Source organism: Glutamicibacter sp. X7 (genome assembly GCF_054889245.1).
Genome location: NZ_CM142678.1, coordinates 2,683,848 through 2,697,128 on the forward strand (window position 1 = coordinate 2,683,848; position 13,281 = coordinate 2,697,128).

Sequence of the window (13,281 nt, forward strand, 5' to 3'; positions counted from 1 at the left end):
ACCTTCGCCGCGCATCGACCCCATGGGCCGTTGCGCGGCGATTGCTAGGTTAAGCCACGAAAGGAGCACGCCTTGACTCGCACGGTTCGCGCCTTGCTCGATCCCTATGACCGCAGCAACGACCCCGAGGCGCTGGTTCACCGCAGGGTTGTCCCGGCCAAGGATGCCATCACCGCGCCCTGGCCAGAGTGGATCGATCCGATGGTGCGCCAGGTGTTCGTGAATCAGGGCATCGATCGTCCCTGGCTGCATCAGGTTCAGGCCGCAAACCTCGTGCACGAAGGGCAGCACGTTATCCTCTCGACCGGCACCGCCTCGGGCAAGTCATTGGGCTATCTCCTGCCCGGGCTGGATCTGCTGGTGCGCACTCGCGAGGCGGACGCGAATGACGCTCAACAGCAGGGCACGATCTTGTACTTCTGCCCCACCAAGGCCCTCGCGGCCGATCAGCTGGCCGCCGTGACCGAATTGGATCTGCCCGGGGTTCGCGCAGCCAGTTATGACGGCGATACGGATGTGGCCTCGCGCCCCTGGATTCGGAATCATGCCAATTTCGTGTTTACCAATCCGGATATGTTGCACCGAGGCATTTTGCCGAATCATCCTGGCTGGGCACGTTTCCTCAAGCGTTTGCGCTATGTCGTGGTGGACGAGGCCCATTCGTACCGCGGTGTGTTCGGTGCACATGTGGCCAACCTCTTGCGCCGTCTGCGCCGGGTCTGTGCCCAATACGGTAGCGACCCGGTGTTTATCGGTGCCTCGGCAACCAGCGCCGATCCGGCGTCGTCGTTCTCCCGCCTGATCGGCGCCGACGCTACCGCCGTCGAACATGATTTCTCGGCCTCGGGCAACCTCGTGATCGGGCTCTGGGAGCCGCCGCTGGGTGAACGCCGTGGCGAAAACGGTGCCCCGCTACGTCGCACCGCGATCGCCGAGAGCGCCTCGATCCTGACAGACTTGATGGCCGATCACGTGCGGTCGATCGTGTTCATCAAGTCTCGGCGCGGTGCCGAAACCATTGCCACGCTCACCCGCAAGCACCTTGAGCAGTTCGCTCCAGAACTCTCCGTGCGTCTGGCCGCCTACCGCTCTGGATATCTGCCGCAGGAACGCCGCGAAGTAGAGCAGGCTCTGCGCGAGGGCAAGCTGTTGGCCGTCACGTCGACTTCCGCCCTCGAGTTGGGCATCGATATTGCGGGATTGGATGCGGTGATCGTGGCCGGATGGCCGGGCACACGCGCCTCCTTCTTCCAGCAGATCGGCCGCGCCGGGCGCTCTGGCCAAGATGCGCTGGCCATCTTTGTGGCGGCCGAAGACCCACTGGATACGTATCTCGCACATCATCCCGAAGCGATTTTCGAGCTGGGCGTGGAGGCAACCGTCTTTGACCCCACGAATAAATACGTGCTCAGCGGGCATCTGTGCGCCGCGGCCCAAGAATCGCCGTTGCGCCCTGAAGAAGTCGATCTTTTCGGACCGCAGACCCCCGCGTTGCTCGAATCGTTGGTTGAGCGCGGATACCTGCGTCGACGCCCTGCGGGATGGTTCTGGACCCATCCGCAGCATGCCGCAGCGATGTTCTCCATACGTGAGGATGGTGGTGGTCCAGTCGACATTATCGATGCCGACACCGGAGCACTTCTGGGCACGATGGATTCGCCGCAGACGCACTATCAGGCGCATCCCGGGGCGATCTATGTTCACCAGTCCGAAAGTTATTTCGTGGAGGAACTCGACGAAGAGAATCACGTCGTGCTGGTTACCCGCGTCAACCCGGATTACTACACCACGGCACGAGATCTAACGACCATCGCCATCACCGAGACCGAACGCAATTCGGTGCATCGCGAACTGAGCATCAGCTTCGGAGAGGTTATCGTCACCACTCAGGTGGTCTCCTACCAGCGCAAGTCCATCGCCAGCAACGAGGTCCTCTCCGAGGAGCCCTTGGAGTTGGAGGCTCGCGACCTGCACACCAAGTCGGTGTTCTTCACTCTCACCCCCGAGGTGCTGGTGCGCGCCGGGTTGAGCACCGACCAGTTCCCCGGCGCGCTCCACGCGGCGGAACACGCCATGATCGGGCTGCTTCCGCTCGTGGCGACCTCTGATCGTTGGGACATCGGCGGCGTCTCCACGGCCTTGCATATGGATACCGGGCTCCCGACGATCTTCGTCTACGACGCCCAGCCCGGCGGCGCCGGCTTCGCCGAGCGTGGCTACGAGCGCTTCGTAGATTGGGTGCGTGCCACCCGGGACGCCATCACGGCCTGCGAATGTGCCCACGGATGCCCCAGCTGCGTGCAGTCCCCCAAATGCGGTAACCGGAATAATCCGTTGGATAAAGCCGGGGCCATAACCCTGTTATCCACGGTGCTCGAGCTGATCGAGCCGGCACACCGACGTTAGTTCATTAGAGTCAGTCACTGCAGCGGCGGCGGACCTGCATGAGCTCGGCCGGTGGCATGGTGCACCACGAACTGCGGAGACAAGATCGTGACCGGCACACTCACCACAACTTTCGCGTGACGACCATCGCCGATGATCAGGCACTGCTGTAGCGTTCCTCCATTGGCTTGGGCGACCTGTGCTGCTTGTTGGCAGGGTTGGCCGTGCCGGAGTCCACGCGCCGTGTCGGCGGCCGCCAGAGCCGCAAGATCTGCAGCCCCGGCGGCCCGCACCGCACCGTAGGACACCGCCAACCAGGCCAGTAAGGCGCCGAGGAGGAAAAGTCCGGCGGTCACCAAACCCACCGTCGTTACCGTACTGGCACCGGAGGATGCGGATAGCCGTACGGAGCAACTCATTGTTCGCCCGCCACGCTGGCATGGCCACGCACCGGTAAGCTGCCCAGAACCGGCAAACTCACCGTCGAAGTGACAGTCACGGTATTGAGCTCGCCGGTGCTGTTCAGCGAAATACTGGCCTCGGTTCCTGCCAGTCGGGAGCCTGCGGCCCGTGCCACCGAAGGGTCGCTTCCACGGGCCAGTTCTCGTGCCACGGCCGCGGCTGCCTGTTGGACTCTGATCTGTTGCGCACCTAGTGCTCCACAACCGAGCACGAGACCCAGCACGAGGGCAATGATCGGGAGCAGCACCGCGAACTCGGCGGTGCTGCTCCCGGACTCGTCACGGAGATTCATGAGCTCAGAGCGAGAGAGCCTTGGTGATCAGGCCCATCAGCATCCCTCGCACGTCTCCGCTGGATAGGATGCTGATCAAGAGCCCGGCAAAAGCCACCGCTGCCAGGGTGACCATTGCGAATTCGGCGGTTGTCGATCCCTCGTCATCGAGTACCGCGGTTCGTAGGGTTCCGGATGGTTGAATACTCATGATGTATTCCTTTCTGTACTGATTCCCGATAGACCCGCGCATGCTACGCGGGTGGTGTTTCCACTTTCTGCCCGTTGCCCCAAAGGTCCCGCGTAGCGCTAACGGACTGGGGATTATCGGCGCTAAAGGCTCGGCAACAGGGCAATAATCAGCGGCACCACGCCTAAGGCAATGAATGAGGGTAGGGCGCAGACGCCTAACGGCAAGACCAGCTTGGTAGCGAATTGAGCTCCAAGTTCGCTCACCGCCGCCAGCCTCTCACCGCGCCGTAGTTGGGCCTGATGATGTAGCAGCGAGCCCGCCGGAGCCCCGGTGCGTTGTGCGAAGTGCAAGGCCTTCGCCAGCGGTTGAAGCCATGGTTCGACCGGTTCCCAGCAACGCTCCCAGTCCATGCCCAGCTCAATGCACCGCGCCACGGTACTCAACGCGCGGCACGGGCCAATGCTGCGTCCAAGGTGGTCGAGTACTTCGGTGACCGGCAGACCTGCGGCCAGCAAACTGGCGGCAAGGTCCAGCACCAGCTCGATGGGTACCCGCGACGCCTCGCGATTCGCGCCTTGGGCCGCTTTGGGCTTTGTCTCGGCTTGTGGTGTACTAGCGCTCCACAGCCCAACTGCTAGAGCGAGCACCGCCAGCGAAAGCCAGATCATTGTTCGGCCTTACGTCGGGTGGCTGCCAGCAAACGTGCGCACCACCAACGATTCAGCGCCCAGAGTGCGAGTCCGAGCAACACGCTGACCTGTGCGGCGGTCGAACCGCCAAGCACCGGGAACACATCGATTCCAAAAAGTAGGCCGACGGTCAGCCCGGCCAGAGGTAACCAGGTCAACAGGCGCGCGGTGGCCCGTGTTCCGGCCATGGCTGCCTCAAATCCACGACGCGCGGTCAAGGTGGCCTCCAAATCATCGGCGAGATGCTCGAGCACCTGCGCTAAGGCGGCGCCGCTTTCGGCGCAAAGCGTCAGACACCACGCCAGTCGTTGGACGCCTAGCGACCCCGTGACCACCGGCGGAGCCTGGACGCTCTCTGCGCCCAACGGCTGCTGGGCGTGTAGCGTTCGCAAATACCGTGTGACCGGGGATGCCGGTGGGCTGGCTTCGAGCAGCAATTCAATGGCCGGGTAGAGCGTAAGTCCACTGCGCAGGAGCGCTGCCAGCTCTCGGACCACATGGGCATCTTCGCTCAACGGGTCAGACCTGTTGCCGGTTCGACGCCTCGGCCACCTGCTGGGGCGCTCCACGGTTACCTTGCTGCTAGCCGGGATGGTAACCCGCGGGAAGTACAGCCAGAGCGCGAGGGCTAGTAACCCGGCGATGAGCATTGGGATCACTCCCTTCTGAGTTCAGCTGGCAGGGCGGCAGCTGCGGCGGCACCGAGTTTGTCCGCCACCGCACTACGATCGAGGACCGGTGTCGGAGTTTGCAGGTCGATGAGCCGCTGGACTCTCATGCGCGCCGATTCATCGACACTTATGGTCGCGAGCGCTACCGGCGAGCGTCGCCCATCGTGCCCACGACTGACGTGGATGATGAGATCCAGTGCGCTGGCCGCTTGAAGTGCGGTGGCCTGTAACGTCCACCCGGCAACCGCGCCCAAGGCGGCCAGTCGGGCCGGGACCGCATCGGGATTGTTCGCATGCAGCGTCCCCGCCGCACCCTGATGACCGGTGTTCATCGCGGATAGAAAGTCACGAATTTCGGCTCCGCGGCACTCGCCGACCACCAGCCGGTTCGGTCGCATGCGCAAGGCCTGCACGACAAGCTGCTGCAGTTCGATTCGGCCTTCGTTCTCCACGTTGGCACCACGTGTTTGTAGCCCAACCACATGTGGATGATCGATCGCCAGTTCTTGGGAGTCTTCGACCACCACCACGCGTTGCTGCGGATCGACCAGGCCCAGCATGGCCTGAAGTAGGGTGGTCTTGCCGCTGCCGGTTCCACCGGTGATCAAGAAGTTCAATTCGCGCTCCACAATGGCACGCAGTACCGGTTCCCAATACTCGGCATGGGGTCCTAGTAGCTCGGCAAGCGGGCGATGGCGCCGTTCCTTGACGCGTACCGAGATCAGTGGCCCCTCGGTCGCGATCGGCGGAAGTACGGCATGTACCCGATAATTTTTCAGGCTCACGTCCACAAAGGGAGCGGAGGCGTCCAAACGCCGACCGGCCATCGTCGCTAGGTGCACTGCCAGTGAACGAACTTCATCGGGGCCGGAAAAGGAGTACCCGGTGTTCTGGAGTCCCGCGGATGAATCCACCCAGACCTGTCCGTGACCGTCCACCAACACATCGGTCACTCCGGGTTGCCGGGCGAACCGTTCGAGGACCGATAGGCCCGAGACTTCATCATGCAGTGCGCGCAGCGACTCGGCCGCTCCCGATGCTCCGAGGGTCTCGCCGGAGTCGTGAACCGCACCAGCTAGCTCCACGGCGTCGAGTCGTCCTCCGGTGGCTAGTGCCCGGGCCCGGACCGAGTCCAAGATGCGCTCATCCACGCGCCGTTCGAGCCGTTGGGTCGGTTCGTGTTCGCGGTGCCGTCCCGGGCTCATGGTGCACTCCGTGCGGTCAGCGGAAGTAGCTGATAATCGGCGATTCGTTGGCGAAGCGTGCGGGAACGGAGCGCGTCAAAGACCACTCCCCGTGCCAAGGCTCGGGGCACTCGCGCAGAGGCGGAGAAATGTCCGAGCTGACCCGGTATCGGTTCTCTGGGAGCCTGACCGCACCGTATGTGCTCGGCGCCGCAGGGGTCGATCCCTGCAGGACAGGTCAGCACGGTGCGATCCACGAAGTGCCCCAGTTGCCCTTCGAGTCGGTCGCATAGGCGGCCGGTGTCCAACACCAGGAGGTCAAAGCCTTTGCGGGCGGCGGCGAGCAATCGGCCGATCAGCTGCTCGGGCAGCGGCTGGGCCGCGCCCTGCCAGGACAGTATCGAGGTTCCGGAGAGCGACGGCAGACTTTGCACGAGCTGATGGGACGAGAGGCTGCCGCCGGACCGCAACAGTTGCTCCCAGCCCAGGCCCGGTACGCTGCCCGACGCCAAACGCGGCCAGAGCGATTGCGAGTGCGGGTCCAGGTCAATCACGAGACTTCGCAACCCGCTGAGTGTGCCGGCCTGTCCCAGCAACCCGCAAAGGGTGCTGGTGCCGATACCGCCGCCTAATCCGGCGAGCGCTAGGGTGTGGCCTTGTCCGGACTGCATCCCCCAGAGTCCGAGGTACTCCCCTAGCCACCGATTGGCGCTGGGGAGCACCGCGACTCGTGCCGAGGGCCAGCGGCTGGCGACCTGCCACAGGTCGACGGACGTGGCCTCCGTGCCCAGTAGCACCTCGCAGCGTGGATGCTCGTCCACCCATTGGCGTGCCAGATCAATTCCCCAAAGCACCGGGCCCTGGCCGAAGTCTTCTGGGCTCGGTGGCCGGGTGAAGTGCCGAATCCGCACCGAGGCACCGAGCGCAATGCCAGCGCAGAGTTCAAGCAGTTGCTCATCCGTGCTGAGCACCGTGCAGTACAGTTCCTCACCCGGCTCGTCGATCGCGTGGCGAGCCGCGGACAGGGAGAACTTTTCCGGCGAGGCCGCGAACGATTGCGCGCGTTCGCTGACCGGTGTGGCCGGGTTCGATATCTGGGGCTGGGCGACAAATCGACCGTCTGTCGTTGGCGGTTGCTGATCGCGCCGAAATCGATCGGGGATGTTCATACCCCTAGGCTCACCGCGTGCGCCAGAACCACCGCCGGGAAACCTGCCAACTGGGGATATTCTCCTCCCACACGGCACAATAGGTTTATGAGCGCACGGAAGAACAGTGTGTTGGCTTTTCTGGCCACCACCACAGAGGGAACGCCGTGCCTTGAGTTACGCGATGGACACAGCGCCGAGCCCCTCGCGGCACGTCGGCTCATCGCCGAAGACCAGCTCGCGCAGACCGTGGCCCAGGTGGAGCGCGAGTACCGCCCCCGCTGGGTGATCGTGCGCGCCTCGCGCTGGATACCGCAACTCCTAGACGCCGGGGTTCGCCTCTCGACCGCCTATGTGCTGGATCTGGCCGCGCGCATTTTGCACCGCAGCCCCTTTGCCTCCGCAGAGATCCCCGACGCACCGGCCGATCTTCCGCGCCCGGCGACCGAGGCACACAATTTGCAAGATGCGCTCTTTGCCGAGCCGGCCAGCGCCGAGGAAACCATGGAGTATCTGCTCCAGGGATACCGGGAACAGCGGGCGGCCATGCCACATGACCAGCTAAGGGCCCAGCGCCTACGCATTCTGCTCAATGCCGAATCCACCGGCGCACTGATCGCCTGCGAAATGGAACAAGCAGGTTTGCCCTGGGATGAGCGGGCGCACCGTGCGCTACTGCGTGAACAACTGGGCGAACGGGTGCCCGAGGGGGTCCGCCCACCACGGCTGGCAACCCTGGCCGAAGAGCTCGGTCGCGAGCTGCAATCCCCGGGATTGAACCCGGACTCCCCGCAGGAATTATTGCGGGCGCTGCATCGGCGCGGGATCAACGTCGCGAGCGTGCGGGCGTGGGAGTTGGAACGGGTCGGTGGCCCGGTGGTGGAAAAGATCCTGCACTATAAGAAGCTGGCGCGGCTGGCCAGTGCCCACGGGGATCAATGGCTCGACGCCTGGGTGCAGGATGGGCGTTTTCACCCGCACTACGTTTTGGGCACGGTGGCTTCGGGCCGCTGGGCGGCGGCCGGCGGCGGGGCCTTGCAGCTGCCGCACAGCATCCGCTCAGTGGTCCGCGCCGGTGCGGGACGGGTTTTGGTGGTCGCCGATGGGCGACAACTCGAACCGCGGATTCTGGCCGCGATCTCCCACGATGAACGGCTACTGGCCGCCGGTGAACAGGATGATCTTTACCAGTGGCTGATCGACCAGCGGCTCGTGCCGGATCGGCAACAGGCCAAGCTGGGTATGCTGTCGGTGATCTACGGCGGCGGGGGTGGCGGTTCCGGACAGGTGCTGGCCGCTTTACGTGCCGGATTCCCCAAGGCCATGGCCTTTGTCGACGCCGCGGCTGAGGCCGGCGAGCGCGGGGAGGGTGTGCACAGCTTTCTGGGGCGCGGTTGCCCACCGGCCGATGCCGACTGGCTACGCGCGCAACGAGGCACCTCCGACGCGGCCGGGCAGGCGGCCGCCGATGCCGCGGCTCGGGCCCGGGGCCGCTTCACCCGGAACTTCGTGGTTCAAGCCACCGCCGCCGAGTGGGCGCTGGCCTTCATGGGCCACGCCCGTCATTTGGTTCATTCGGCGGGCTGGGATCAGCAGGTACGCCAGGTCTTCTTCGTCCATGACGAGGTGGTCTTCGACGCTCCGCAGGAATTGGCCACGCAGTTGGGACAGTTGCTGCGTCACGCGGCCGTATTGGCTGGGCGTAGCCTCTTCGGAGATTCCAGTCCGAACTTCCCGTTGAGTATCGCCGCCGTGCAAAGCTACGCGGAAGCGAAGTAGCGCCGCTAGCGCAACACCAGTTCGCGATCCGCGTTCCACGGACGCGTCCAACCCAGCTCATTGAAGAGCCGATCCAGCACGATGGCCGTGAAGCCCCAGATAAGTTTGCCGTCGTAGTCGAAGGCCGGGGAGGCGAAGCGTTCCGACCCGCGGTGTACCACCGCCGAAAGCCGACGCCGCGGATCGAGTAGCTGGGCGACCGGCGCACGGAAAACCTCGGCCGATTCGGCCTCGTCCACCGCGTGCACCGGGCTTTCGCTCTTCCACCAGCCAATCACGGGGGTGACCAAAAAATTGGTGATCGGCAGCTCGGCGTCCATAAGCTGTCCGAGTACTTCGATTCCCTCGGTGTCCACTCCGGTCTCCTCCACGGCCTCGCGTAGCGCGGCGGCCGCCGGCGAGTCATCGCCGGGGTCGATCCCACCACCGGGAAAGCCGATCTGACCGGCGTGCTTTCGCAGCGTCTCGGCGCGCCGGACAAAGAGCAGATCCAGGTCTGACGGGGAGCTGTGCCCATCGACGGTGTGCCCGCCGGCGCCGCCGAAGAGGATCAACACCGCGGCACGACGGACCGAATTCGCGTCGATCTGGTTAAAGACCCACGTCTCGGGCATGCTTTGCGCGGCACCGGCCTTGCGCCGGTGGGCCGCCAGCACGTGGCGTAGTTCCTTCAGTGCGCTCATGCGTCCAGCCCATAGCCTTGGGCGCGCAATTCACGGCGCGTGGCCCCGGCCTGCATTTTCGCCAGTAGGTCCTCGCGCCCGGGCGCGAGCTCGTACTTTAGCAACTTCGCCGCCTTGGCCGGGATCTCTTCGCCCACCCCGAAGGAGGGGCACAGATCCGCGACCACGCAAACACCGCAGGCCGGCTTGCGCGCATGGCACACCCGGCGGCCATGGAACACCACCCGGTGGCTGAGCATCGTCCAGTCCTTCTTTTCAAAGAGCTCCCCCACCGCGTGCTCCACCTTGACCGGGTCGGTTTCCATGGTCCATCCAAAACGGTTGGCCAGCCGCCCGAAGTGAGTGTCGACGGTGATCCCGGGTACACCGAAGGCGTTACCCAGCACCACATTGGCGGTTTTCCTCCCCACTCCCGGTAGCTTCACCAGATCGGCGAGCCGCCCCGGCACCTGCCCGTTGTGCTGGTCGACCAGTGCGGTGGCCAAGCCGAGCAGCGAATTCGCCTTGGCCCGGAAGAAACCGGTGGGTCGGATCAGCTCTTCGAGTTCGCTGCGTTCGGCCTGACTCATCGCCAGCGCGTCCGGGTAGCGGGCGAACAGCGCCGGGGTGATCGCATTGACGCGCACGTCCGTGGTCTGGGCCGAGAGCACGGTAGCTACCAGCAGCTCGAAGGGGTTCTCGAAATCCAACTCGGCGACCGCATAGGGGTAGGCCTCGGCCAGTCGCCGGTTGATCTTACGGGCCCGGCGCTTGCGCCCAAGTTCGGTCTCGGTTGTTTTGTTCACTGCCACGTGTTGATCGTGCCATGAGCGGGGTCGAAAATCACCCTCGAGACCATCGCCCGGCGCATCCGGCATGCCGTTCAACGCATTAAATATGCCTCTGACACGGCTGGGCGTGACATAAATCGGCGCCGCCCCGGCACGGCGTGTAACTTTAGTCACAGAGCACTTTGAGCGACGAAGCGGAAGGATGCGATCACCGGTGAGTGAAGCAAAAACCCTAGACAACCTGTCGAATGAGACCCGTTCGTTCCCCCCGAGCGACGAGTTCCGCGCCCAGGCGGTGGCCGGCGAGGACACCTATGCCAAGGCCTCGGCCGACCGCCTCGGGTACTGGGCCGAACAGGCCCGTAGCGTACTGACCTGGGACAAGGATTTCAGCGAAACCTTGGACTGGTCCGGCGCCCCGGTGGCCAAGTGGTTCGTCGGTGGCGAATTGAACGCCGCCTATAACGCCCTGGACCGGCACGTCGAAAACGGTCTGGGTGACCGGGTGGCCATTTACTTCGAGGGCGAGCCCGGGGACACCGCCAGCTACACCTACGCCCAGCTCACCGAGCAGGTCAAGCGCGCCGCCAATGCCTTCGAGGAGCTCGGCGTGGGCAAGGGTGACCGCGTGGCGGTGTACCTGCCGATGATCCCCGAAGCCGTCATCACCATGCTGGCCTGCGCCCGCATCGGTGCCATTCACTCGGTGGTCTTCGGTGGGTTCTCCGCCGACGCCCTGCGCAGCCGCATCGATGACGCAGAGGCCAAGCTCGTGGTCACCTCCGACGGCACCTACCGCCGCGGCAAGCCCAGCCCGCTGAAGCCGGCCGTCGACGAGGCACTGGCCGCCGAGGGGCACAGCGTCCAGAACGTGCTGGTCGTCAAGCGCAACGGCGAAGAGGTCGCCTGGAACGAGAAGCTGGATAAGTGGTGGCATGAGGTCGTGCCCGCCGCTTCGGCCGAGCACACCGCGGTGCCGCACGACTCCGAGCACCCGCTGTTCGTGCTCTACACCTCGGGCACCACCGGTAAGCCCAAGGGCATCGTGCACACCACCGGTGGCTACCTCACCCAGACCGCGGTCACCCACCGCGACACCTTCGACCTGCACCCCGAGAGCGATGTCTACTGGTGCACCGCCGATATTGGCTGGGTGACCGGCCACTCCTACGTCACCTACGCCCCGCTGATCAATGGTGCCACCCAGCTGATGTATGAAGGCACCCCGGACACCCCGCACCAGGGCCGCTGGTGGGAACTGGTGCAGAAGTACAAGGTCTCCATCCTGTACACCGCCCCCACCGCCATCCGCACCTTCATGAAGTGGGGACGCGAAATTCCCGATGGCTACGACCTCTCCTCGCTGCGCGTGCTGGGCTCGGTGGGCGAACCGATCAACCCCGAAGCATGGATGTGGTACCGCGAGGTGATCGGCTCGAATAACGGAGCCAACGGCCAGAAGAAGGAACACCCCACCCCGATCGTGGACACCTGGTGGCAGACCGAAACCGGCGGGCATATGATCGCCCCGCTACCCGGCGTGACGGCCACCAAGCCCGGTTCCGCCCAGGTCGCGGTGCCCGGCATTAGCGTGGATGTGGTCGACGATGAGGGCAAGCCGGTCGCCAATGGCGAAGGTGGCCTGCTGGTCATCCGCGAGCCATGGCCCTCGATGCTGCGCGGCATCTGGGGCGATATGGAACGCTACAAGGACACCTACTGGTCCCGCTTCGAGAACATGTACTTCGCCGGCGACGGTGCCAAGAAAGACGACGACGGCGACATTTGGCTCCTCGGCCGAGTGGATGACGTGATGAACGTATCCGGTCACCGCCTGTCCACCACCGAGATCGAATCCTCGTTGGTCGCCCACGAGTACGTGGCGGAGGCCGCGGTGGTCGGTGCCAAGGATGACACCACCGGAGAGGCCGTGGTGGCCTTCGTGATCCTGCGGACCGAACCGGCCGAGGGCGAAGATGTGGTGGCCACCTTGCGCAACCATGTGGGCAAAGACATCGGCCCGATCGCCAAGCCGAAGCACGTGCTGGTGGTCCCCGAACTGCCCAAGACGCGTTCGGGCAAGATCATGCGCCGCCTGCTCAAGGACGTGGCCGAGGGCCGCGAGGTCGGGGATGCCACCACGCTCTCGGACTCGACGGTTATGACGCAGATCGCCGACACCCTGCGCAAGTAACACGTTTCTACCGCGACCGAGCCCCCGCCAGAGATCTCCGGCGGGGGCTCGGTCGCGTGGTGCGCTAGTATCCTTCCACGCGGTCAGTTTAAAGCGAGCAGGCTTTTGCGAGAGCCGTGCACTCTCCAAGCAGTGGGCCGTTATTGATGGGCTTGTAGCGCCACATCACAGGTAGATGTTCCAGAGATCTCGCGGTAGCTTGGCGAAGATCGCGCCGGCAGTCGCCTCGGCCAATCGACTACCCGACCACCCGGTAGCGCAGGGCAACCAACTGCGAGTCAACCAGTTTCTCAACGGCAAGCAGCTCGAACCGATGCGCATGATCGGCCGGGAAGACACGCAAACCGTTGCCCAGCGATCCGGGGCCGATGAGCAGATGGATTTCATCGACCAGCTCGGCGTTCAACAATGCGTGCCAGAGCGTGAAACTACCGAAGACCAGAACCGTTCCGGCACCGGTTGCTCGTAGTTCGGCGACCGCCGACACTGCGTCGGCCCGACCGATCACCTGCGTGCTGTTCTCCCACGGTGCGGCGTCGGCAGGCGCAAGATGGTCGGAGACGACAAGTTTAGGCAACCGATCATAGAGCGCGGCGATCTCCCGTTCCTCCGTCGGAGCCGCCGCGTCAATCGCTACCGAGGGCCAATACTTCCGCGCGCCACCGAAAGTTCGCGCGCCCAATAGTAAGGTGCTCGCCTGGCGCATACGTTCGAGGTTGTACCGATCGAACCCGAAATCGAGCGGCATTTCAAAAACATTTCCGTCTTTCCCGGCCGCAAATCCATCCACCGTTGATGCGGCCACCACGATGAGTTGTCCCATCGGTCTTCTCCATTCCTGGGCGCCGCGGG

At 64.4% G+C, this 13,281-nt stretch carries 13 protein-coding genes; 3 read left to right on the forward strand and 10 right to left on the reverse strand.

The window, feature by feature from the left end; all coding sequences use genetic code 11:
* Positions 1 to 72: 72 nt before the first annotated feature.
* Positions 73 to 2,406, forward strand: coding sequence for a DEAD/DEAH box helicase (locus ACYU0X_RS12865; protein WP_461901088.1), 2,334 nt, complete (start codon positions 73 to 75; stop codon positions 2,404 to 2,406).
* A 14-nt stretch (positions 2,407 to 2,420) separates the two neighbouring features.
* Here ACYU0X_RS12865 and ACYU0X_RS12870 read toward each other — a convergent pair whose 3' ends face one another.
* The 7 genes from ACYU0X_RS12870 to ACYU0X_RS12900 all read right to left on the reverse strand — a co-directional run bounded on the left by ACYU0X_RS12870 (position 2,421) and on the right by ACYU0X_RS12900 (position 7,024).
* Positions 2,421 to 2,804, reverse strand: coding sequence for an Rv3654c family TadE-like protein (locus tag ACYU0X_RS12870; RefSeq protein WP_461901090.1), 384 nt, complete (start codon positions 2,802 to 2,804; stop codon positions 2,421 to 2,423).
* Positions 2,801 to 3,139 carry a TadE family type IV pilus minor pilin gene (locus tag ACYU0X_RS12875; RefSeq protein WP_461901091.1) on the reverse strand — a complete coding sequence of 113 codons (339 nt, stop codon included), beginning with the start codon at positions 3,137 to 3,139 and terminating at the stop codon, positions 2,801 to 2,803. Before ACYU0X_RS12875 ends, ACYU0X_RS12870 begins: the two co-directional genes overlap by 4 nt.
* 4 nt (positions 3,140 to 3,143) lie before the next feature.
* Complete coding sequence (locus tag ACYU0X_RS12880) at positions 3,144 to 3,329, reverse strand: DUF4244 domain-containing protein (protein WP_309405923.1); 186 nt, start codon at positions 3,327 to 3,329, stop codon at positions 3,144 to 3,146.
* Between the two features lie 122 nt (positions 3,330 to 3,451).
* Positions 3,452 to 3,979, reverse strand: coding sequence for a type II secretion system F family protein (locus ACYU0X_RS12885; protein WP_461901093.1), 528 nt, complete (start codon positions 3,977 to 3,979; stop codon positions 3,452 to 3,454).
* The gene (locus tag ACYU0X_RS12890) at positions 3,976 to 4,515 is read right to left on the reverse strand and encodes a type II secretion system F family protein (protein WP_461901094.1); all 540 of its coding nucleotides are present in this window, start codon (positions 4,513 to 4,515) and stop codon (positions 3,976 to 3,978) included. The genes ACYU0X_RS12885 and ACYU0X_RS12890 overlap by 4 nt, the downstream gene beginning before the upstream one ends.
* Before the next feature lie 140 nt (positions 4,516 to 4,655).
* Positions 4,656 to 5,876, reverse strand: a complete 1,221-nt coding sequence (locus ACYU0X_RS12895) for a TadA family conjugal transfer-associated ATPase (RefSeq protein ID WP_461901096.1) — start codon at positions 5,874 to 5,876, stop codon at positions 4,656 to 4,658.
* Positions 5,873 to 7,024 carry a CpaE-like family protein gene (locus ACYU0X_RS12900; RefSeq protein WP_461901097.1) on the reverse strand — a complete coding sequence of 384 codons (1,152 nt, stop codon included), beginning with the start codon at positions 7,022 to 7,024 and terminating at the stop codon, positions 5,873 to 5,875. Before ACYU0X_RS12900 ends, ACYU0X_RS12895 begins: the two co-directional genes overlap by 4 nt.
* 87 nt (positions 7,025 to 7,111) lie before the next feature.
* Here ACYU0X_RS12900 and ACYU0X_RS12905 point away from each other — a divergent pair, with 87 nt between their 5' ends.
* On the forward strand, positions 7,112 to 8,782 hold the full coding sequence (locus ACYU0X_RS12905; RefSeq protein ID WP_461901099.1) for a bifunctional 3'-5' exonuclease/DNA polymerase: 1,671 nt from the start codon (positions 7,112 to 7,114) through the stop codon (positions 8,780 to 8,782).
* 5 nt (positions 8,783 to 8,787) lie between these two features.
* Here the strand turns inward: ACYU0X_RS12905 and ACYU0X_RS12910 are convergent, their stop codons facing one another.
* Complete coding sequence (locus tag ACYU0X_RS12910) at positions 8,788 to 9,465, reverse strand: NUDIX hydrolase (protein WP_461901101.1); 678 nt, start codon at positions 9,463 to 9,465, stop codon at positions 8,788 to 8,790.
* Positions 9,462 to 10,256 (reverse strand): endonuclease III, encoded by a 795-nt coding sequence (gene nth, locus ACYU0X_RS12915; RefSeq protein WP_461901103.1) that lies wholly within the window; start codon positions 10,254 to 10,256, stop codon positions 9,462 to 9,464. Before nth ends, ACYU0X_RS12910 begins: the two co-directional genes overlap by 4 nt.
* 193 nt (positions 10,257 to 10,449) lie before the next feature.
* Here nth and acs point away from each other — a divergent pair, with 193 nt between their 5' ends.
* The gene (acs, locus tag ACYU0X_RS12920) at positions 10,450 to 12,429 is read left to right on the forward strand and encodes an acetate--CoA ligase (RefSeq protein ID WP_418907228.1); all 1,980 of its coding nucleotides are present in this window, start codon (positions 10,450 to 10,452) and stop codon (positions 12,427 to 12,429) included.
* Positions 12,430 to 12,667: 238 nt separating this feature from the next.
* Here acs and ACYU0X_RS12925 read toward each other — a convergent pair whose 3' ends face one another.
* Positions 12,668 to 13,252 (reverse strand): dihydrofolate reductase family protein, encoded by a 585-nt coding sequence (locus tag ACYU0X_RS12925; protein ID WP_461901105.1) that lies wholly within the window; start codon positions 13,250 to 13,252, stop codon positions 12,668 to 12,670.
* Between the last annotated feature and the right edge of the window lie 29 nt (positions 13,253 to 13,281).